Origin of the sequence: Flavobacterium sp. KACC 22763, assembly GCF_028736155.1 — a bacterium.
In the GTDB taxonomy this organism is placed as follows: Bacteria; Bacteroidota; Bacteroidia; order Flavobacteriales; family Flavobacteriaceae; genus Flavobacterium.
This window is the reverse complement of the sequence record NZ_CP117879.1, coordinates 3,638,881-3,659,582: the sequence shown is the minus strand read 5'-3', so window position 1 is coordinate 3,659,582 and position 20,702 is coordinate 3,638,881. Positions and strand designations below refer to the sequence as shown.

The following is a 20,702-nucleotide window of genomic DNA, read 5'->3' as shown; positions in this document are numbered from 1 at the left end:
AATTAGATAATTTGCCGATTGTTTCTACAGTCGGCTTTTTTATTTAAACCAATATTTTTTTTGAAGGATTTTTCTTCTTTTTGAATATCTTCGCTTCTTAAATTTATTATTATGGAAGGAAGTCATTTTGCTATAAAAAATTGGTCAGACGATGACAAACCTCGTGAAAAATTAATGCTCAAAGGAAAAGATGCCTTGAGTGATGCCGAATTATTAGCAATTTTAATTGGCTCGGGAAGCCGCAATGAGTCGGCCGTAGCATTAAGCCAACGGATTTTGGCTACTACAAAAAATCTAACTGCTTTAGGAAAAATGTCGACTTCTCAATTGATGAAATTTAAAGGCATAGGTGAAGCAAAAGCTGTTTCAATTGTTTCGGCTTTAGAGTTGGGTAGGAGGCAAAGAATAGAAGATGTGGAAAAAGTAAAAAAAATAACTTCAAGTAAAGCTGTTTTTGATATTATGCAGCCCATTATTGGGGAACTTTCGCATGAAGAGTTTTGGGTACTTTTTCTTAATAATTCAAATAAAGTAATTTCTAAATCTCAATTAAGTAAAGGAGGCATCTCTGGAACAATTGTAGATATACGATTGGTTTTTAAATTGGGATTAGAAAATGGTGCTACAGGCTTGATTTTGTGTCATAATCATCCTTCTGGAAGTTTAGTTCCAAGTAGTGCCGATAAACAGATTACCAAGAAAATTAAAACAGCAGGAGAAATTTTAGATGTTAAAGTTTTGGATCATGTTATTATAACTGAATCAAAATATTATAGTTTTGTAGATGAAGGAATTTTTTAATACATGAATACCAATATTACCGACATCTTTTTTGATTTAGATCATACGCTTTGGGATTTTGATAAAAACTCAGAAATGGCTTTTGATCGAATTTTCAAAACTAAGTATCAAGAAATCGTTACTCAAGATTTTATTAGAGAATATATTCCGATCAATCAAGAATGCTGGAGATTGTATCAGAATGATAAAATTACGCATCAAGAATTGCGCTATAATCGTTTGAAGTTTTCTTTTGATGCTTTGAATTATACTATTTCAGAAGAGAATATCTTGGAAATTGCCAATGATTATATTGAGTTTTTGACTGATAATAATTATCTTTTTGATGGAGCAATTGAAGTTTTGGATTATTTAAAACCAAAATATAAACTTCATATCATTACAAATGGATTTGCTCACGTGCAGGAAAAGAAAATTAATAATGCTTCGCTTGGAGGTTATTTCAGCACTATTACAAATTCGGAGCTAGCTGGGGTTAAAAAGCCAAATAGTATTATATTTGATTATGCATTAAATTTGGCTAATACTTCAAAAGAAAACAGCATTATGATTGGAGATGATTTTGAAGCCGATGTAAATGGTGCTTTAAATGCTGGTCTAGATGCTATTTTCTTTAATGAGAAAAAAATCGACGTTTCGGAAAACTATAAACAAATTAACCATTTATTAGAACTAAAAAAATATTTATAATGATGAGAATTAAATTTTTATTTGCTGCACTTTTATGCTCAGTTGTTGGATTTGCGCAGTCTATTAATGATTACAAAGCTGTAATTATTCCTTTGAAATATGAGTTTATGAAGACTGATAATCAATATCGTTTGGCAACATTAAGCAAACAAAATTTGACTAAAGCTGGTTTTGAAGCTTTTTATTCAAATGAGCAGCTTCCTGATGGTTATACTGATCGTTGTCAGGTTTTGTATATTGATGTAGTAAAAGATAATGCTTTCTTGGTAACTAAGCTTATAGTGAACTTCAAAGATTGTTTTGGTCAGGTTGTTTATACTTCAGAAGTAGGAAGAAGTAAAGAGAAGGATTATGATGTAGCTTACAAAGAAGCATTAGATAACGCTTTTAAGTCAGTCTTTACTTTACATTATAAATATAGTGGCAATCCAGTCGCGACTTCAAAAACACCTGCTCCAGCAAAAACTGTGGCAGCTACAGCAGTTACTACTGTTGCAGCGACACAAATTGTTGCTGCGTCTTCGCCAGACTTAAAAGATCCAAATTTACTATATGCTCAGCCAACAGAATCAGGTTACCAATTGATCGATAAAACCCCAAAAGTGGTAATGAAGCTTTTCAAAACTTCACAACCAAATGTGTACATTGCGAGCAAAGATAATGTTCAGGGTTCTTTAATCTTAAAAGGAGATGGACAATGGTATTTTGAATCTTATCAGAATGATAAATTAGTTTCAGAAAAAATTGTAGTTAAATTCTAAATATAAAATATGGTTTAATAACCGTATTTATCTTTCCAACGGTTCTTTAAAAATTCGCGGGTACTGTTCTCTCTAGAATTGTTTCCAGGATTGTAAAGAACCGTTTGCTTTATAGCATCTGGCAAGAATTCCTGTTCAGCAAAATTATTGGCATAATCATGTGAATATTTATATTCATCTCCATATCCTAGTTCTTTCATTAATTTGGTTGGAGCATTTCGCAAGTGGAGTGGAACAGGCAAGTCTCCAGTTTGTTTTACCAATTGCTGCGCATTTCCAATTGCCATATACGATGCATTGCTTTTTGGCGAAGTCGCTAAATAAATGGCACATTGACTTAATATGATTCTGCTTTCTGGATATCCAATAGTCGTAACGGCTTGAAAAGTATTATTAGCCATTATGAGTGCTGTTGGGTTTGCATTTCCAATATCTTCGCTAGCTAGAATCAGCATTCTTCTGGCAATAAATTTTACATCTTCTCCGCCTTCAATCATTCTTGCTAGCCAGTAAACAGCTCCATTTGGATCACTGCCACGAATTGATTTTATAAATGCAGACACTATATCGTAATGTTGTTCACCAGTTTTGTCATAAAGAACTGTGTTTTGCTGTACAAGTTCTAAAACACGATCATTTGTTATTGTGATTTCGTCGCCTGCAGAAGCATTAACGACAAGTTCAAAAACATTTAGAAGTTTTCTTCCGTCACCGCCTGAAATACGCAATAAAGCTTCTGTTTCTTTGAGATTTATCTTTTTTGTCAATAAATAGGAGTCAGTTTTCATTGCACGCTCTAAAAGAGCTTCTAAATCGGCTTTTGTAAAGGCATTTAGTATGTAGACCTGGCAACGTGACAATAATGCAGGAATTACTTCAAAACTTGGGTTTTCGGTTGTGGCACCAACCAAAGTTATCCAGCCTTTTTCTACAGCAGCTAAAAGTGAATCTTGTTGTGATTTGCTAAAACGATGAATCTCATCAATAAATAGAATAGGGTTTTTAGCAGTAAAAAGGCCGCCACTTTGTTTTGCTTTATCAATAACATCGCGAATGTCTTTTACACCAGAGTTTATGGCGCTTAGAATGTAAAAAGGTCTTTTTGATTCCTGAGCAATGATTTGAGCCAAAGTTGTTTTTCCTGTGCCAGGAGGCCCCCAGAAAATCAACGAAGGAATTATTCCTTTTGAAATTTGCTGTGTTAAAGAACCAGTTGGTCCAACCAAATGTTGCTGGCTTATATAATCTTCTAATTTCTGCGGACGAATACGCTCTGCTAAAGGTGCTTCCATAGATACAAAATTACTATTTTAAGATTTAAATTTCATTCATTCAAAAGTTAAAACAGTTAGTAGAAAGAAGGATTGTTCTGATTTGAGACATTTTTTTATCTTGATATGACAAAATATCAGTAAATTATTTTTGGATAGTTTTTTGAGTTCTATTAGGTGTTATTTTTTAAAAACATGAGCGACACTAATTTTAAGTTTTCAAATTCGGTTATTGGACTTCCATTATTTTTTGTCCTTTTTTTATGGGTTGTATATTGGCTTCAAATACGTTTTGATTTTGATTTTTATCGATACGGAATTTATCCTCGAGATTTTTTAGGACTTCGTGGCGTTTTGTTCAGTCCTTTTATTCATGAAAATTTAGATCATTTATATAATAATAGTATTCCGCTTTTAATATTGCTGGCAGCGATGCAGTTTTTTTACCCAAAACAAACTTTAGGAGTTATTGGGTACGGGATTCTATTTTCAGGATTGATTACTTGGGTAATAGGAAGAGAGAATTTTCATATTGGAGCTAGCGGATTAATTTATGTTCTTGTAAGCTTTATTTTCTTTAAAGGTATTCAAACTAAATATTACAGACTAGTAGCTTTGTCTTTAACTGTCATTCTGCTGTATGGCGGAATGATTTGGTACGTTTTTCCAGATGTTGATCATTCTATTTCTTGGGAAGGGCATTTAGCTGGACTTATTACGGGTTTTGTGCTTTCATTGTTTTACAAAGCGCCCGAATATGCCAAACCAATTGTTTACGATTGGCAGCGTCCAGATTTTGATCCAAATAGTGATCCGTTTATGAAGCATTTTGATGAAAATGGAAATTTTGTTGTTTTTCCTAATGAAGAAGAAGATGTTAATTTGGGGTATTTTTTGTCTAGTCATCCAGTGAATTACATTATTACTAGAAAAGAAGAACAAGAAGAGGAAGAAAACTGATTAATAATTTCTTTCAGATAAAAAGATTAAATTTGTTAGATAACAAGTTAATTTTTATGCATTATGAAGAAAATGAAGTTTTTAATTTTGTTCTTATGTTTTGTTTTTAATGTAAAAGGTGTTGCTCAATGCGAAATCAAAAATAGGGTACAAGCAGATGGGAGTATGATATACTATTTTGAGCCTGCCGTATTTTATACTACGAAATCAAAATCGTTAAAAATTAATATTGTTACCGACAAAGAGCATTATTTTGTTGCATTGCAACCTACGCCGTTTCCTGAAAAGAAAGTTGGGAAAAAGATAAAAGATGATTTAATAATTCATCTTGCAGATAATAAAACCTATAAATTAGCACATTACGATACACAATATCGACGTAATGATTCTATAATGCAAGTTCTTTATTTGATTGATGATAAAGATCTCGATGCTTTTTCTAATTATGAAGCTGTTAGTGCAGAAATCAATATGCAAGGGACTGAATTCATTAGAAGCTATAATTTTAAACTTCATAAAAATGCTATTGTCGAACAGCTTAAATGTTTTATAAAGAAAGAAGAAAATTAAGCTATTCTTCATCTTTAACTTCAGGATGTTTATTGGCTTTGATTTTCTTTTGAAGATTTCTTAAAAGATTATTGAAAGTTACAGTAAGTGAGGCTGCATTGGTTGTCTGGTTTCCGCTATTTCGTGGGAGATATTCATTGCAATAAGTTAATTCTACCTGAAAATCATCCGAAAATAAATAGCCAGCTCCAATATTGAATCTATTCCTGTCAAAGAAACTTTCGCCCGTAACATTTGCTCCAGATTTAAAATAAACTTCATCTGAAGCAATTGCATATATAACACCACCTCTCAATATCTTGCTATTGATTGGCTGTATATATTTAATTTGCTGACGATATCTAAAAACATTTTCATAATCGTCATCTTTGTTTTTCATATGACGGAATTCAGTACGCATTCTTGTGCTTAAAGTATATCCAGTTTTATGAAAATAATAAATTCCTTGAAGAGCAAATCGTGTTTCGGGAGACTCAAATTGACCTATTTCGGGAACATCCCTATTGTTGAAATACGCTATAAAAGCTGAGAATTTCCATCTTGGAGAAAAGTAATAATGTCCCCAGCCTCTAATAGATCTTTGTATAGTATTTTCGAATAAGTTTGGTGATGATTCAGTGCTGCTGTACGCTGCGGCGAAATCTATTTCAGTAGCCCATTTTTTGCTAATAGTTTGGTTAAACTGAATTTCATTCCAGAACTGATTATATGTAGTATTTTGTCCGTAGCTGTTTGTAATTAATAAAACTACAAACAGACTTCGGAATAGTATAATTTTGAATTTTGAATTAGATTTTGAAAGCATTAATTAAAGGTATTTAATTATTTCATTCGCATCTTAATCTTTCATTGTATTTTATTAAGTTCTTTGTCGAACAGCTTCGTATAGGAAAGCACCACAGGCAACAGATACATTTAAAGACCCAATCGATCCAAACATAGGCAGTTTTGCTTTTTCATCTACTATTTTTAAAACAGAAGGGTTAATTCCTCGATCTTCAGATCCCATGATAATTGCTAGTGGTTCTGCCAATGATATATCATATATGTTTTGATCTGTTTTTTCAGTTGCCGCTACTGTTTTGATTCCAGAGCCTTGCAGATAAAAGATAGCGTCTTTTATGTGTTCAACTTTGCAGATTGGCACATTAAATACAGCTCCTGCAGATGTTTTAACAGTATCTCCATTAACTGGAGCAGAACCTGCCTTTTGTACAATAATTCCGTTTACACCAGTGCATTCTGCTGTTCTAATAATAGCGCCAAAATTTCTAGCGTCAGATATCTGATCTAAGATAAGAAAAAGAGGTTTTGCACCAGACTCAATTGTAGATTCAACAAGATGTTCTAGATCGATAAAACCAATAGGAGAGATGGTAGCTACAGCGCCTTGATGATTGTTTGGAGTTAGGCGGTTTAGTTTTTCTACTGGAACATAAGAGAAGTTAACGTTTGCACGTTTCATTACCTTCATTAAATCTTTCATAAGCTCACTAGAAATCTCTTTCTGAATGAAAACTTTGTCTACTTCTTTTCCTGCCTGAATTGCTTCTATTATGGCTCTAATGCCAAATATTTGATGTTCTTTTCCCATTGGACAAATATAGGTAATATGTTATATAAAAAAAAACCACCCCAAATTAATGGGATGGTTTAATATTAAAGTGCCTAGATTAAAAAATCTTAGTATTCATCTTCTAAGAAACCTGTTCTTCTGTGACCTTCATAAGAGTAAATAACTCCTGGCTCGTTGCTGAACTCAGCTTTAAAGCTGATTTTATCAACTGTGTGACCACCTTGAGATTTAGCAGCATCTTTTTCTACTTTACCAGCTGTAATAGTTACAGTTTTAGCATTGTATGAGTTAGCTGCAGCAGTTGCTGAGAAAGTATTATCACTGTTAAAAGTAACTTTAACTTTGAATCTCTTAAGACCAGCAGTGTTATGATCATCTAACCATAATGTGTTATCATTGGCAGCTGTGTTGTAAGTAGAGAACAAAGCATGATCAATAATTACTGCTCCAGCTGGATTAGTAGTTGAAACATACCAGTCACCTGCAAGAAATTCTGCTGATGTTCCTCCTGGATTTGTGTCTCCCACTTCGTCACAAGCTACGAATGACGTAAGTACAAGAATCGCTACAAGTACACGTGTTATATTTAGTTTTAATTTTTTCATTTTAATATTTTTAAATTATCGTGTAAATATTCTTTCAGCTGTACCAAATACTGCTGAAGCATAAATAACCCATTTCCAGTGGTCTTTGTCTGTAATGGTTCCAATATTACTTTCTGCAGAAATTCCTGATTTAGAAGTATTTTCAGCATAAGGTGCGTAAATCTGTTTGTCATCGATGTTATAGAACTCCAATGTAATGTAGTCATTAGGAACGTTATAACCTGTAGCATTATCACAAATGTACTTTCTGTCAGCTAACTTTTTAACGTTATTAACATTCGCACCTCTAACAAATGTACCTTCTAAATTAATCGTACTAGGTTTGTTGCTTAATACAACAACTGTACGTGTTACAGTAGCTGGGAATCCGTCACTGTTTAAAGCTGAATAGTTAATTTTGTATACAGTTGGTTTACTCGTGTCTACTGAACCGGTAGTCGTTACTTGTAAAGGCTGTCCGTTTGCTTCAGCATCAACACCTTTTTCAGTGTAAGTATCTCCCTGTGTTAGTACAACAAGTGCATCTCCATGCATAGTTAAGTTAGGATAGTAAGTAACTTTTGAAACATTCGCAGTTGAATCACCATCACAAGCAGTAAATAATAATCCTGAAGTTAGGATTACCATTAGTTGTATAAATATTTTTTTCATGATCTAATTTTTATTAGTTAACATCCCACCAAACTTTGTCAGTGATTAGTTTCGCTGCCGGTGCATTTGGATTTCTTGTTGTTACAACGTTTGGTAATACAATTCTTCTTGGGAATACGTTACCAGTTTTAGTTTCAACTGCAATTGCCAATTGTCCAGGAATGTATAATTCGCTTGATTGTTTAACAGCAGACTCTTTTGGATATCCTGTTCTGTTTTGCTCTAAGAATGATTCGTAACCATTTCCAGGGAAACTTGCGATCCATTTTTGAGTAATGATAGCTTCAATTTGAGCATCAGTTCCTGTTGCAGGGAATGCATACGCTCCATTTACGAAACCTGCAGCATCCGTTGCAGTTTGTCCCCATCTTACCAAAGCAGCAGTTACACCAGCGTCATATTTAGCTTTTGCGCCAGCACCACCATAGTATCTTGTAAGAGCTTCAGCTTGAAGGAAATAACTTTCTTCTTTGCTGATAAAGAAAACTGGTGTTAATGGGCTTAATTGAACTAAAGATAAGTTTGGAACTGAAGTGTTATTCCAGTCACCTTGATTGTTAGGGTTACCAGGTTGTGCATAATATTTAGCTAAACGTGGGTCGCTATTAAGAGATAGGTAAGAAAACATAGTTTTACTAGCTCTTAAGTTCAAAGTAGTATTTAACTGTCTTCTGTCAGACTCATAAAGTGGGTTACTTCTATCAGCAGCATCTTCGAATTGAGTCATAGCAGCATCTACATCTAAGAATTGTGCTCCAGAATTAATTAAAGTAGTGATTCCAGACTGAGCAAGAGTTGGATTAACTGCAGTTAATCTCATGTGTAATTTTAACAATAGAGTGTTTCCAAATTTTGTCCATTTTTCCATGTCTCCATTGAAAATGAAATCATCTTTACCTGGCTTATCTCCCACAGAAGCACTTAAATTTTTAGATAACGCTGCTTTTAAATCAGCAATCATTAATTCATAAGTTTCTTTTCCTGTATTGAATTTAGGTTGTAAAATGTTAACATTGTTAGCTTCTGCATAAGGAATGTCATCATACAAATCTGTTAAAACTTGTGAACCTTCAACTTCAAGAACTGTTGCCATTAAATAATAGTTCCAGTTTCCTTCTTTTTCAGATTGAGCTTTTACAGTTCTGATATCGTTTAAAGCATCGTACATAGCAGTATAAGCTGCTGAGTAGTTGTTTGCTCCGATACTGTAGCTGTCAATATCTCTATATTGGTTAGAAGTTGGGTTTTGTGTCCAAAATTGAGACCAAAAACCACCTATTATAGCGTAGTATGATCCTTGTGCACCTGCAAGTCCTGCAATACCAGCAGGAAATATTGTGCTATTTGCTTGTCCAGGAGGCAATGCATCCGGGTCTCTGTTAATGTCAAATGTTTCATCACATGACACTAATAAGAAAAGAGCTGTTATTAATGTTGCTATCTTTTTCATTTTTCTATATTTATTTTTAGAATGATAATTTTAAAACTCCACCTACTGATCTTTGAGATGGGTTAGCTCCAAACTCTCCTAAGTCTGAAAGTACACCTGTACCGTAAGTACTTACCTCTGGATCTACGTAAGGGTTGTCTCCAGGAGTCCACATAAATAAGTTTCTTCCGTAGATACCAACTGTAATTTTGTTTAGACCCATGTTTTTACTTAATGAAGAAGGGAAATCATAGTTTAAATTTATCTCTCTTAATCTAACAAAAGTTTTGTCAACAATGTGAGTGTTTTCAATCGCTAAGTTACTTTGAGTATTGTAGTAGTTAGCAACATTTTCGAATGAAACTGGTGTAGTGTTTTCTACGTATGATACAGTTCCATCAGGAGCAACAACTTCGTTAACAGAATTTGGTACAATGAAAGGAGCTCTGTCGTTGTAAGTAGTTTCGATACCATTTCCTACGAAGTGAGACAATCTTTTTGTGTAAGAATACATTTCTCCACCTTGTTTCCAGTCTAAAGACATTCCTAAGTTGAAGTTTTTGTACTTAAATGTGTTTTGTAATCCCATAACGAAATCACGTTGTGAGTTTCCAATTCTTTGTACTTGAGTTGTGTTTACATCGATTCCTGTTGTAGCACTTACAATTGGCTGACCAGTTGGAGATGTTTTTGTAACTAACGAATAGAATGAACCGATTGGCTGTCCTTTTTCTGCTGAGTAAGTTACACCGTATGCAGGTGCTAAGTCAATTCTGTCAAAACCATCAGCTAACTTAGTAACTTCATTAAGGTTTTTAGTGAATGTGTAAGTTAAGCTCCAAGTAAAGTCTTGGTTTTTGATTGGGCTTGCAGTAATAGAAAGCTCGATACCTTTGTTTACGATATCACCAGCGTTGATTGCTTTTTGTGTAAAACCAGTAGATGGATCTAATGGTAAGTTAACGATTAAGTCAGATGTAGTTTTGTGATATAAAGCGATATCATAACTAATTCTGTTTTTGAAGAATGATCCTTCAGCACCAACTTCATATTCAACAGTACTTTCTGGTTTCAAACTTGAATTTCCTAATCTTCCAGAAGCTTCGTAGAAACTTACCCCACCAATTGGAGATGCAAGAATTCCGAAGTTAGCAGCTGCTGATCCTGTAATGTATGAGTTTTCAGTAACGTATGGATTTGTGTCATTTGCAATTTTAGAAGCAGCAGCTCTTAGTTTTAAGAAAGTGTTTCCGTTGTCAATTGCGATAGCACCTAAAGATAATGCTGGGTAGAAATATGCATTGTTGCCAATTGGTAATGTAGATGTAACATCTTCTCTACCTGTAATTGTAGCAAAATATCTGTTTTTGAAAGCAAATTCAGCAGATGCATAAACAGCTCCAGTTTTTCTTAGAGTATTAGATTGTGTAAGAACTGGTCTTACAGCAGAGTTAGATAGCTCGTAGTAACCTGGGATTCCTAGGTTAGTGATAGAAGCACTTAATCTGTCGCTTTCTCTTCTGTTGTAGTTAAAACCACCTAAAAGGTTTAATGTCCAGTCTTCACCTAAGTTTGTGTTGTAGTTTAAGTTGAAGAATGTATCAAATTCAGAGAATTCAGATCTTGATTCTGTAACACCACCCACAGTTAAACTTCCTGCAATATCTTGAGGGCTTCCTGGTAAATAGTTTACAATAGCACCGTGGCTTTTTAATCTTTCAGTTCTAAAGTTACCACCAATTTGCCATGAAGCAGTTAATTTGTCAGTAATTTTATAGCTTAAGTTAGCATTTCCAAAAATGTTGTTTCCGTATATTTTAGTACTGTTTTCGTTAACAGTAAAATATGGATTTGAAGCATAAGGAGTGAAATAGTAAGAAGGAGTGTTGAAAGGATTATTTTTGTAATCTCTCAAATCTACGATACTAATATCAGTTGGGATTTGTAATAAATCTTGTTGTAATGTAGAACCTTCTCCAGCATCATCACCTTGACCAGTGTTTACAACACTTTGATCTTTGTAGATATAGTTTAAAGATGTTCTTAAAGTAAGTCTTTTACCTTTTAATCCTCCGTTGAATCCAATAGATTGTTTTTTGTATAAATCAGCATCTGTAGGTACAACCCCGTCACTGTTTACATTAGAGAAGATTAAAGAGAAATCTGAAGTATCTCCACCACCACTAAGATTTACAGATTGTGTAGCTAAAACACCAGTGTTGTAGAAATCTCTAACATTATCTTTTAATCCAACGTAAGGTTTAATTTGTTGGCTGTTTTCATAAACAGTTCCCCATGGTCTAACTTCGCCATTGAATTTTGGTCCCCAAGAACCATTTTCGTTACTAGCTCCGTTTCCTGTGTAACCATGTCCATTCCATCCTTGTCCAAATTCATTTTGTAAGTGAGGAACTCTTGCAACTTCACTTAGTTCAGTTGAAGCTAATAAGTCTACTTTTATTCCAGAATTTGCTTTTCCTTTTTTAGTAGTAATGATAATAACACCACCTCCAGCTCTTGAACCGTATAATGCAGAAGCAGCAGCTCCTTTAAGTACAGTCATGCTTTCAATGTTGTTTGGATCTAAATCACTTACACCGTTACCAGCATCATATGATCTACTGCTAGATGCAACACCATTGTTACTAGTACCTGTAGAAGTGTTGTTGATTGGAGATCCATCAACTACGTATAAAGGTCCAACGTTACCTGTAATAGAGTTCAAACCACGGATGATAACTTTTGTAGCCGCTCCTGGTTGTGATGGAGCAGTGATATCAACTCCGGCAATTTTACCAGATAGAGTTTCAAAAGGGTTAGTGTTAACTACTTGAGTAAGCGCATCTGATTTTAAAGTTGTAGTCGCGTAACCAAGAGATTTTTTCTCTCTTTTAATACCAAAAGCAGTTACAACTACTCCTTCAAGTTCTTGTGCTCCTGCATCTGCTAATTTTACATTTACAGTTGAAGAACTTGCTGCTACCTCTTGAGTTTTCATTCCGATGTAGCTAAATACCAAAATTTGGCTTGGTGATACTTTGATCGAAAATTTACCATCAAAGTCAGTTTGTGTTCCCGTTTTAGTTCCTTTAACTAATACACTAACACCTGGTAAAGGCATTCCTGCATTGTCAGAAACTGTTCCCGAAACAGCTCTTTCTTGCGCAAAAGAAAGTTGCGCAACTAGTACTAATAAAAGTACTAAGAATCCATTGAACTTTAGTTTCATTTTTAAATATTTTGAATTAGTCCGACAAAAATCTTAATAATTTGTTAATCTACCTAATTTAAAAAGCTTTTTTTTTAGTTAAATAATGATTTTAGGATGGGATTTTGCTGTTTTATCGATTAAAATCAACTTAAAATTACAAATCCGTAATTTTTAGTGTTAAATTTGATAATAATTAAAAATTTTGTCAAACACTCAAATGTTAAATTTATGAATGAAGGGTGTTTAAATGTTTTTTTTATAACTTTTGTCCAAAAAAAACTGTCAGGTTTATTCCTAAATTTTGCTGAAAAGATTCTGAATCTTTAATAGACAGTATTAAGAGGTGTGTAAAGTGTTTTTATACTGTAATAATGTTTTGAAAACTAAACAAAGTTTTTTGGCTATTAAATAAGGGTGTAATTGTAATTTTATTTTTAATAGTTTTTAACGTTTTTTTGTTTTAGAGTTCTTATTAAAGTAAGTTAAATGTAAAATTAAAGTTAATAGGCTTTATAAAAAAAGCGATCGCATTATTTGCAATCGCTTTTCTTTACTTTTAGTTTTTCAATTTAGAATTTATCCCAAAATAACTTAGTTTCTACAGCGTCACCACCAATTGCAGCACTTGCCTCTGTGTAACTTGCCTTATTTAACGACTGCTCGATAATTGGATAAGTATAACGCATTGGGAAACCTGACACAGCATCAGGCGGCGCCACTAAAACCGGAAAATCTAATCTTCTGTAGAAAGACCAGCCTTCAAACGAATTGTTGTAAAAAGCAATCCAGCTTTGAGTTCCTATTTTTTCTTTCCATGTTCCTGCTGCGGTTGCATAGGCGACATCAGGGTTTGCTAAGTAGGTTGTAGCGTCAGATTGTGTTCCTCCCCAATCTAAAATAGAAGCGGTTATTGCTGCATTATAGTGTGCTTCAGCATCGCTTGGTGTTCCGTATAAAGATCTCTCGGCTGCTTCTGCTAAAAGGAATTCAGCTTCAGCATAGTCTAGAATTGTCCCTGGAAAGTCTGGAGCTTGGATTGTTGGTGTAATATGTGTTTTTTGTGCAAATGAATTACTTGAGCCATTTTCCCCGCCTATGTATTCAATTTCTGGGGTAGATGGGTCGTCCATATTGTTGTCAAAGTATTTCGCACGTCTTGGGTCGCTCAAATTATTCATCATATCTATTATAGTGCTAGTTGGAACAAAGTCAGAACGACCGCTTGCCACAAGATCGACATATAATGGATTGGTGTTTGGTGTCGCAGTAAGATACTTTAGATCTGCATTGTCAAGATTCGATGTAAAAACAAATGGAGCAGCACTTGATACCGTTGCTTTAGCCAATGCGCTTTCTGCTGGAATATCAGAAATGGTTATGCCCATTCTTAATTTTAGAGTATTTGCAAATTTAATCCATTTCGGTACATCTCCTCCATAGATTCTGTCATTGTCGCCAAAACTTTTGCCGCCAGTGTTTAGTTTAGCTATTGCATTATTCAATCGTTTAATCAAATCTTTGTAGATTGTTAAGCCATCATCGTATTTTGGTGTTTTGTAGTCAAGATTTATAGCTTGAGAATAAGGTATATTTCCAAATGTCTCGACTAATATTGCATACGTATAAACATTTAAAATTTCTATGATTGCAAGTTTGTTTTGTTTGTCTAATGGATTTTCAGTTAGGCCAAGTGGTGTGTTGGTAATGTTTTTTGCACTTTGGTCTAAGTCTTTTAATACATCTTTATATAAAAACTGCCAGTGTTGTTCTGGGATTGTTCTTGTAACTAAGTCATAGTTACTTTCGTCTGTATAAACAGTCTCTGTAAAATATTGATTGATTAATCTTATGATGTTGTTGTTAACATTAGTGTTTGTCATTTGATCCACCAAACTTTTTTGTGCGCTGGTAAATAATGCCTCACCTGGCACATTAGAAGGATCTTTAACATTCACGTTTAATTTTTCTATATCATCAGAGCAGGACGAGAATGTAACTGCGGTGAGTATGATTATAAATATTTTTTTCATGATTTCTTGATTTAAAATTGGATTTTAATGTTAAAGCTAACATCTCTTGTTGATGGTAAAGATCCTGTTGAGTAGCCTTGTAGGTTACCAGCTCCTAATCCTGATTCTGGATCTGCATCTGGTAAGTTTTTGTGTATAATCCAAAGATTTGTTCCAACAACACTAAAAGTCATTCCGTTGATGAATGTATTTTTTAACACTCTTTCTGGTAAGGCGTATGTAATTGCTGTTTGTCTCAGTTTGATATAGCTCGCATCATATACAAATGCTTCGTCTGGTAAACCTCTTCTGTAACCTTGAGCTCCAAATCGGCTTGCTTCAATTCTAGTAGTGTTTACTTTTCCATCAGGATTTACCCCCGGGTTTATAAAGCCTCCACTGTCAGCTCCTGAAGTTAATGGGTTTCTGATAGGGTTTCCTAATTCATTTATAAAAGCTGTATCGTCTGGAAGACCAGTTGCTAAACCATAATAGCGGTCTAGTGAGAATATTTGTCCGCCTTTTTGCATATCGATTAAGAATTCAAATGAAAAGTTTTTATAAACGAATTTGTTGTTTAGACCTCCCGTGTAATCAGGATTTGCATTTCCAATCGGATTGTCAGACGTTGAAGTTTTGATATATTGGCCATTACTTGGGTCAACAACTGGTTGTCCATTTAAATAAGTGTATTTTGTACCGTATATAACTCCGTATGGTTGTCCAACGGCGGCATTTATTGTCACACCTCCTTGAAAAGATCCTAATTGTAAGTTGTCAATACCTTCTAATAGATTTAATACTTTGTTTCGATTTCTAGCAAAGTTTAAATTTACTTCCCATGAAAAAGTGTCTGTTTTTATTGGAGTACCATTTAGGCTTATTTCAATCCCCTTGTTTTCAATTTCTCCGGCATTAATTAATTCGTATAGATATCCAGTAGAGGCAGTAAGTCTTAATGGAATGATCTGGTCAATTGAGTTTGATTTGTAGTAAGAGAAATCAAATCCTAATCTCTTTTTAAAGAAGGAAAGCTCTAAACCTGCTTCGTAACTTTTTGTACGTTCTGGTTTTAGGTTAGGATTGTTCTTAGTGTCTTTTACTGATGCTGATGCTGCTCCAAATGCAGTGTTAACAGCGTAGGTGTCTAAGACTCTGTCAAAGCCAGGGCTGTTTCCAACTTCAGCATAATTAAGTCGTACTTTTCCAAAGGATAACCAATCTGCTTCTATAAATTTGGAGAATACAAAACTAGAGGAAACGGAAGGATAGTAATAAGTGCTGTTTGCTTCTGGAAGAGTTGAAGAGTGGTCTCTTCTGATTGTTCCTTCAAGGAATAAATAATCTTCGTATCCAAAAGATGCGCTTCCATAGATGCCATCTACACCTATAGCTTCATCTCTTTCGATAGGTGCTAGAAGAGGGCTTACAGTATTTTGTAAAGAATATAGTTTTGGGATAGCAAGTCCGCCATTTGTTGCTGCGAATATTGAATTATAATAGCTTCTTCGAATATTTACTCCGACAACACCTTTTAAGTTTAGCTTTTCTGTGATGTCTGTGTTGTAGTTTAACATGAAGTCATAATTGTATTCACTGAAGCCAATGTTTTTTCGTGAGTAACCTGATGATGCGGGGTTTCTATTAAGAGAGCCGTCGCCACCTCCAGTTCCAATTCCAAAATCAACTGGTACACTTCCAATGGCTCTTCTTTCTTCTTGTAGCTCATCATACGTGTCAACAGAAATTCGACCAAAGGCATCTAGCCAGCTTGCAATTTTATAGTTTAAAGAAACATTTCCGATGAATCTGCTTCTGCTGTCTGATTCATAATTTTCATAGCGTTGAAAATAAGGGTTGTCCCAAAATATTGGAGTTGGATTTGTATATGAATTAGGATTCCATGTTACATTACGTCCTGTAAGTTCATACGCTTGTCTTAGACCTTTTAAGTCAACATTGGTTTGCCACCATTGTCTAAAATTACCTGCAATATTATCATTGTATCCTGTGCTATTTCTACCAATCGTGCTAGTTTTTGTAAAGTTACCATATCCAGCTACAGTTAATCGGTCATTAATCAAAGTGGATGCATTAAGGGTGAAAGTGTTTCTTTTTAAGCTACTGTTTGGCAGTAACCCGGTTTGATCAAGATTATTTGCCCCTAATCTTAAATAGCCATTTTCTAAACCTTTATCAATTGAGATAGAATTGGTAAGAGCCACTGGTTTTTGGAAAAAAGTAATAGGGCCATTTTTTGCCGCTACCCAAGGTGTAGCTTTCATATAGTTTGGAGACTCAGGATAAAATGCATCCCATTGATAAACCATTAAATTCGGATCGAAAGCTTGTCCGTAAGAAGCATCCTCGGTTAGTGGAGTCACATTGTCTAAAACTCCATCTCCATTAATGTCAATGTGGTCTAAATACGAATCTTCGTCGGGACCATAGTAAGGTCCATATCCGGCACCATATTGTTTTTGATATTTGATAAAAGTGCTTTTGTCGACAGAACCAATTGTTACGCCTGAATTAACCGTAATTGAGTAGCCTTTTGCTTTTTTGTTCCCTTTTTTTGTGGTAATAACGACAACTCCATTTGCAGCTCTCGATCCATATAGTGCACTTGCGGCAGAGCCTTTAAGCACGTTGATAGATTCGATGTCTTCAGGGTTAATGTCTGATGCGGCGCTTCCGTAATCATAACCTGCTCCAGATTGTTCCTGATCTCTCGTATTTGAATTGTTGTTGCTTACTGGGACCCCATCAATAACAAATAGAGCTTGATTGTTTCCTGTTAGGGAAGAATTTCCTCTAATTACAATATTGGTAGAACCACCAAAGTTTGTTGTTCGCTTTACTTGTACTCCAGAAACTTTTCCTGATATGGCATTTACGAAGTTGTCGCTTTTAACTGCGGCAAGGTTTTCTCCTTTAACTTCTTGAGTTGCATAACCAAGAGATTTTTTTTCTCTTGATAATCCTAAAGCAGTAACAACAACTCCTTCTAGCTGTTGTGCATCGCTTGATAGTTTAGCGTTAATTTTTGTTGAGCTAGCTGGAAATTCTTGAGATTTCATTCCAATATAGCTAAAAACTAAAATTTGATTTGGTGATGCTTTGATGGAATATTTTCCATCAAAATCGGTTTGTGTTCCAGTTTTTGCTCCTTTTATTAATACACTTACACCTGGTAGAGGCATATTTGCATCATCGGTAACAATACCTGAAACAGTTCTTTCTTGCGCAAAGGTTAGTTGCGCCATTAGTGCTAATAAAAGCACTAAGAATCTGTTTGGTTTTGATTTCATATTGTCAAATATTTTGGATTAGTCATGTAATATTCGTAAATACTTGTTAAAAATCCTAATATTTTGTTAATGATTTTTTGTAAAATCCTAAAATTTAACATTGTAACAGATAGTAAGTATACTGTTATAAAATTTTATTTCGGCTTGATTTGTGCTACCATTGGCTATTATTATCTTTAATAAGCCATTTTTTGTTAGTAGTCCTAAACCTACACCAGCACTAATTAAACTGGTGAATTTTTTGTTGCTTTTGGTTGAAACCTGATCTTGGTAAATTCCATAATCAAGTATTGTGTGGATGTATAAATTTGAACTAAGTAAATATCTGTATTCAGTAATGAATAGATTTGCAATGTTTCCTTGTAAGCTATTTTCGGAGAAGCCTCTAATTGAATTTAATCCTCCAAATCTGAAAAGTTCATTTATTATATAATTGTCGCTTTTTAAATATAAGATTTGTGGGTTGATGTAAATAAAGTTCTTTTTGTTTAATTCGAAATTGTAAGATAGATTTATATTGGTGTAGAATTGATTCGTTGTTTCTGTTGTTTCAGGGGTGTTGTTTGTTGTTCTTTTTCCGTAGCCAAATAATATGTTTGCGTATGATTTCCTTGGAAACATATAGTTGGAATTATCGTTTTTTTTGTATTCAAGGGTGGAAGTAAGATATGAGTTTTTGAAATCACTTATTGTTGAACTGTTAGTGTTTTGTATGTCACTAGATTCTGTTGATTGATATCCTATATATACTTTAGAATTGTAGCTTAGAAAATAGCCTAAATTTATTTCTGTTTTTGTATTTTGAAATGTACTGTCCTGTTTAAAAATATTTAGTTGGGCTTTTATTCCTAGAGGGCTTTTAAAAATGTACGGGATTTCCAGTTTTGTATTAAATGTTGTTTGTTTGTTTCCATCGCTTTTCCAATATAATGAAAATTGTTCTCCTGCATGAAGCGTGTTAAGTAAGGAAATGTCTAAATAACCATTAAGTCGTATTTTTTTGCTGTCGTCGTTTGAAAAGCCAATATAACCATCAAAAGTGTTTGCTTTTCTCTTATCTATATATGTATAGACTTTTGTTGAATCTTTGGTAAATAAGATTTCTGGGTATTTGGTTTGAGTAACAAATTCAAAACTATTGATGTCGTCAGAAAGTTTTTTAACGGTTTCTTGGTTGAAGGTTTTATCGATATACTTTCTGTTTAATTGCTTTAACGCTCCTTCGGGGAAAAAGCCTTTCACAGAAGGATTGTTGTAATTGAGAACAATTGAATTCAAAACTCTTTTTTTTTCAGAGTAAAGGCTTAAATCTGCATATAGTATGGTGTTCTTTTTTTTAAGATTCTCTAGTTTTATTTTGGTGAATGCATAGCCAGCTTTTTCCTTATTTGAAATTTCTTGACTTAAAAAGTTTTCAAGTTCTGTGTAGGGGATAATTATACTGTCTTTTGAAATTTTATTTGAATCATAAAAGAGACTATTTGTGCCTATATATATATGTATCTCTTTTATTTTGTTTTTTAGGTCAATCAAAACAATATATGAGCTATCATTGATCTTTTTGTTTTCTATTATTTCGGAGTCTATATAGCCTTGCTTTGTGAGGTGGTTTAAAGTAGCTGAAATTTCATTATTGAGAGATTTTACGTTTATGTGTTTTTTTGCATATGGAATAGAATCGATTGTCGAGTTTTGCTGTTTATTGATTCCATTTATATTCAAATAAAAAGATTGTGCGAAACAATTTGAGGATAAAAGTAAAATGAGTATGTATTGTAATTGTTTCAAATGCAATTATTTTGTTAGTTAAATGTAAAGCAAATATCTAATGTTTCTCGTTGAAATCATAGATATAAATAATGTTGTTGAAAATTAATGATTTAACGTTTGTATAGTGAAAATTATTTTATACATTTGCAACCCCGTAAAAAGCGGGAATTTAATAAACATAATAATTTTTAGTATTAATTATGCCAACAATTCAACAATTAGTAAGAACAGGAAGAACTCAGATCACTAAGAAGAGTAAATCGGTTGCTTTAGATTCTTGTCCTCAAAGAAGAGGGGTTTGTACGCGTGTTTACACTACTACACCAAAAAAACCAAACTCTGCAATGCGTAAAGTTGCGCGTGTACGTTTGACAAATGGTAATGAGGTGAATGCTTACATCCCTGGAGAAGGACATAATCTACAAGAGCACTCGATAGTATTAGTGCGAGGTGGAAGGGTAAAAGATTTACCAGGTGTTAGATATCATATCGTTCGTGGAGCTCTTGATACGTCAGGTGTTGCAGGAAGAACGCAAAGAAGATCTAAGTACGGTGCTAAACGCCCAAAAGAAGCAAAAAAGTAATTTAAAAACTTTTAAGAAAAAGACATGAGAAAAAGAGCGGCAAAGAAAAGACCACTTTTACCGGATCCAAGGTTTAATGACCAATTAGTTACGCGTTTTGTGAACAACTTAATGTGGGATGGTAAGAAATCTACAGCTTTTAAAGTATTTTATGATGCAATTGATATCATTGAAACTAAAAAGCAAAATGATGAGAAGACTTCATTAGAGATCTGGAAAGATGCTTTAACAAACGTTATGCCTCACGTAGAAGTACGTAGCCGTAGAGTTGGTGGAGCTACATTCCAAATCCCAATGCAGATTCGTCCAGACAGAAAAATTTCTATGGCAATGAAGTGGTTAATACTTTATTCTAGAAGAAGAAATGAAAAATCTATGGCACAACGTTTAGCTTCTGAGTGTTTAGCTGCTGCTAAAGAAGAAGGTGCTGCGGTTAAGAAAAGAATGGATACTCACAAAATGGCAGAAGCTAATAAAGCATTCTCTCACTTTAGATTTTAATT

Annotated in this window: 17 protein-coding genes; 7 read left to right on the top strand and 10 right to left on the bottom strand. The window is 34.0% G+C overall.

Annotated features, from left to right (window positions below; all coding sequences use genetic code 11):
• Positions 1–111 precede the first annotated feature (111 nt).
• From radC to PQ463_RS15210, 3 genes are read left to right on the top strand one after another with little or no spacing between them, the layout of a single operon-like run.
• Positions 112–801: a RadC family protein gene (radC, locus tag PQ463_RS15220; protein ID WP_274254412.1), complete on the top strand. Its 690-nt coding sequence runs from the start codon at positions 112–114 to the stop codon at positions 799–801.
• 3 nt (positions 802–804) lie between these two features.
• On the top strand, positions 805–1,491 hold the full coding sequence (locus tag PQ463_RS15215; protein ID WP_274254411.1) for a YjjG family noncanonical pyrimidine nucleotidase: 687 nt from the start codon (positions 805–807) through the stop codon (positions 1,489–1,491).
• Positions 1,491–2,252: a hypothetical protein gene (locus PQ463_RS15210; RefSeq protein WP_274254410.1), complete on the top strand. Its 762-nt coding sequence runs from the start codon at positions 1,491–1,493 to the stop codon at positions 2,250–2,252. Before PQ463_RS15215 ends, PQ463_RS15210 begins: the two co-directional genes overlap by 1 nt.
• A 14-nt stretch (positions 2,253–2,266) precedes the next feature.
• Here the strand turns inward: PQ463_RS15210 and PQ463_RS15205 are convergent, their stop codons facing one another.
• The gene (locus tag PQ463_RS15205) at positions 2,267–3,544 is read right to left on the bottom strand and encodes a replication-associated recombination protein A (RefSeq protein ID WP_274254409.1); all 1,278 of its coding nucleotides are present in this window, start codon (positions 3,542–3,544) and stop codon (positions 2,267–2,269) included.
• Between the two features lie 174 nt (positions 3,545–3,718).
• Between PQ463_RS15205 and PQ463_RS15200 the strand changes: the two genes are divergently transcribed.
• Together PQ463_RS15200 and PQ463_RS15195 are read left to right on the top strand one after the other, a co-directional pair.
• Positions 3,719–4,483 (top strand): rhomboid family intramembrane serine protease, encoded by a 765-nt coding sequence (locus tag PQ463_RS15200; protein ID WP_274254408.1) that lies wholly within the window; start codon positions 3,719–3,721, stop codon positions 4,481–4,483.
• 63 nt (positions 4,484–4,546) lie between these two features.
• Entirely contained in the window at positions 4,547–5,053 is a 507-nt protein-coding gene (locus PQ463_RS15195; RefSeq protein WP_274254407.1) for a hypothetical protein, read from the top strand.
• Position 5,054: 1 nt separating this feature from the next.
• Here the strand turns inward: PQ463_RS15195 and PQ463_RS15190 are convergent, their stop codons facing one another.
• The 9 genes from PQ463_RS15190 to PQ463_RS15150 all read right to left on the bottom strand — a co-directional run bounded on the left by PQ463_RS15190 (position 5,055) and on the right by PQ463_RS15150 (position 19,567).
• Positions 5,055–5,858, bottom strand: coding sequence for a DUF2490 domain-containing protein (locus PQ463_RS15190; RefSeq protein WP_274254406.1), 804 nt, complete (start codon positions 5,856–5,858; stop codon positions 5,055–5,057).
• A 54-nt stretch (positions 5,859–5,912) separates the two neighbouring features.
• Positions 5,913–6,647, bottom strand: coding sequence for a 23S rRNA (guanosine(2251)-2'-O)-methyltransferase RlmB (gene rlmB, locus PQ463_RS15185; protein ID WP_274254405.1), 735 nt, complete (start codon positions 6,645–6,647; stop codon positions 5,913–5,915).
• Positions 6,648–6,736: 89 nt separating this feature from the next.
• Positions 6,737–7,234, bottom strand: a complete 498-nt coding sequence (locus PQ463_RS15180; RefSeq protein WP_111424370.1) for a lipid-binding protein — start codon at positions 7,232–7,234, stop codon at positions 6,737–6,739.
• Between the two features lie 15 nt (positions 7,235–7,249).
• Positions 7,250–7,885 (bottom strand): DUF5011 domain-containing protein, encoded by a 636-nt coding sequence (locus tag PQ463_RS15175; protein ID WP_274254404.1) that lies wholly within the window; start codon positions 7,883–7,885, stop codon positions 7,250–7,252.
• A 13-nt stretch (positions 7,886–7,898) separates the two neighbouring features.
• A complete protein-coding gene (locus tag PQ463_RS15170) occupies positions 7,899–9,335 on the bottom strand; it encodes a SusD/RagB family nutrient-binding outer membrane lipoprotein (RefSeq protein ID WP_274254403.1) in 1,437 nt (478 codons plus the stop codon).
• Positions 9,336–9,351: 16 nt separating this feature from the next.
• Entirely contained in the window at positions 9,352–12,543 is a 3,192-nt protein-coding gene (locus PQ463_RS15165) for a SusC/RagA family TonB-linked outer membrane protein (RefSeq protein WP_274254402.1), read from the bottom strand.
• Positions 12,544–13,094: 551 nt separating this feature from the next.
• Entirely contained in the window at positions 13,095–14,555 is a 1,461-nt protein-coding gene (locus PQ463_RS15160) for a SusD/RagB family nutrient-binding outer membrane lipoprotein (protein ID WP_274254401.1), read from the bottom strand.
• A gap of 11 nt (positions 14,556–14,566) precedes the next feature.
• On the bottom strand, positions 14,567–17,845 hold the full coding sequence (locus PQ463_RS15155) for a SusC/RagA family TonB-linked outer membrane protein (protein WP_274254400.1): 3,279 nt from the start codon (positions 17,843–17,845) through the stop codon (positions 14,567–14,569).
• A gap of 87 nt (positions 17,846–17,932) precedes the next feature.
• Positions 17,933–19,567 (bottom strand): BamA/TamA family outer membrane protein, encoded by a 1,635-nt coding sequence (locus PQ463_RS15150; RefSeq protein WP_274254399.1) that lies wholly within the window; start codon positions 19,565–19,567, stop codon positions 17,933–17,935.
• 248 nt (positions 19,568–19,815) lie between these two features.
• Between PQ463_RS15150 and rpsL the strand changes: the two genes are divergently transcribed.
• Complete coding sequence (gene rpsL, locus PQ463_RS15145) at positions 19,816–20,199, top strand: 30S ribosomal protein S12 (protein ID WP_007136570.1); 384 nt, start codon at positions 19,816–19,818, stop codon at positions 20,197–20,199.
• 24 nt (positions 20,200–20,223) lie between these two features.
• Positions 20,224–20,700, top strand: coding sequence for a 30S ribosomal protein S7 (rpsG, locus tag PQ463_RS15140; RefSeq protein ID WP_026727879.1), 477 nt, complete (start codon positions 20,224–20,226; stop codon positions 20,698–20,700).
• Positions 20,701–20,702 lie beyond the last annotated feature (2 nt).

What these genes read in the sequence shown, in the direction of transcription:
- radC (WP_274254412.1), top strand. Translation starts at nt 112, where the DNA reads ATGGAAGGAAGTCATTTTGCTATAAAAAATTGGTCAGACGATGACAAA.
- PQ463_RS15215 (WP_274254411.1), top strand. Translation starts at nt 805, where the DNA reads ATGAATACCAATATTACCGACATCTTTTTTGATTTAGATCATACGCTT.
- PQ463_RS15210 (WP_274254410.1), top strand. Translation starts at nt 1,491, where the DNA reads ATGATGAGAATTAAATTTTTATTTGCTGCACTTTTATGCTCAGTTGTT.
- PQ463_RS15205 (WP_274254409.1), bottom strand. Translation starts at nt 3,544, where the DNA reads ATGGAAGCACCTTTAGCAGAGCGTATTCGTCCGCAGAAATTAGAAGAT.
- PQ463_RS15200 (WP_274254408.1), top strand. Translation starts at nt 3,719, where the DNA reads ATGAGCGACACTAATTTTAAGTTTTCAAATTCGGTTATTGGACTTCCA.
- PQ463_RS15195 (WP_274254407.1), top strand. Translation starts at nt 4,547, where the DNA reads ATGAAGAAAATGAAGTTTTTAATTTTGTTCTTATGTTTTGTTTTTAAT.
- PQ463_RS15190 (WP_274254406.1), bottom strand. Translation starts at nt 5,858, where the DNA reads ATGCTTTCAAAATCTAATTCAAAATTCAAAATTATACTATTCCGAAGT.
- rlmB (WP_274254405.1), bottom strand. Translation starts at nt 6,647, where the DNA reads ATGGGAAAAGAACATCAAATATTTGGCATTAGAGCCATAATAGAAGCA.
- PQ463_RS15180 (WP_111424370.1), bottom strand. Translation starts at nt 7,234, where the DNA reads ATGAAAAAATTAAAACTAAATATAACACGTGTACTTGTAGCGATTCTT.
- PQ463_RS15175 (WP_274254404.1), bottom strand. Translation starts at nt 7,885, where the DNA reads ATGAAAAAAATATTTATACAACTAATGGTAATCCTAACTTCAGGATTA.
- PQ463_RS15170 (WP_274254403.1), bottom strand. Translation starts at nt 9,335, where the DNA reads ATGAAAAAGATAGCAACATTAATAACAGCTCTTTTCTTATTAGTGTCA.
- PQ463_RS15165 (WP_274254402.1), bottom strand. Translation starts at nt 12,543, where the DNA reads ATGAAACTAAAGTTCAATGGATTCTTAGTACTTTTATTAGTACTAGTT.
- PQ463_RS15160 (WP_274254401.1), bottom strand. Translation starts at nt 14,555, where the DNA reads ATGAAAAAAATATTTATAATCATACTCACCGCAGTTACATTCTCGTCC.
- PQ463_RS15155 (WP_274254400.1), bottom strand. Translation starts at nt 17,845, where the DNA reads ATGAAATCAAAACCAAACAGATTCTTAGTGCTTTTATTAGCACTAATG.
- rpsL (WP_007136570.1), top strand. Translation starts at nt 19,816, where the DNA reads ATGCCAACAATTCAACAATTAGTAAGAACAGGAAGAACTCAGATCACT.
- rpsG (WP_026727879.1), top strand. Translation starts at nt 20,224, where the DNA reads ATGAGAAAAAGAGCGGCAAAGAAAAGACCACTTTTACCGGATCCAAGG.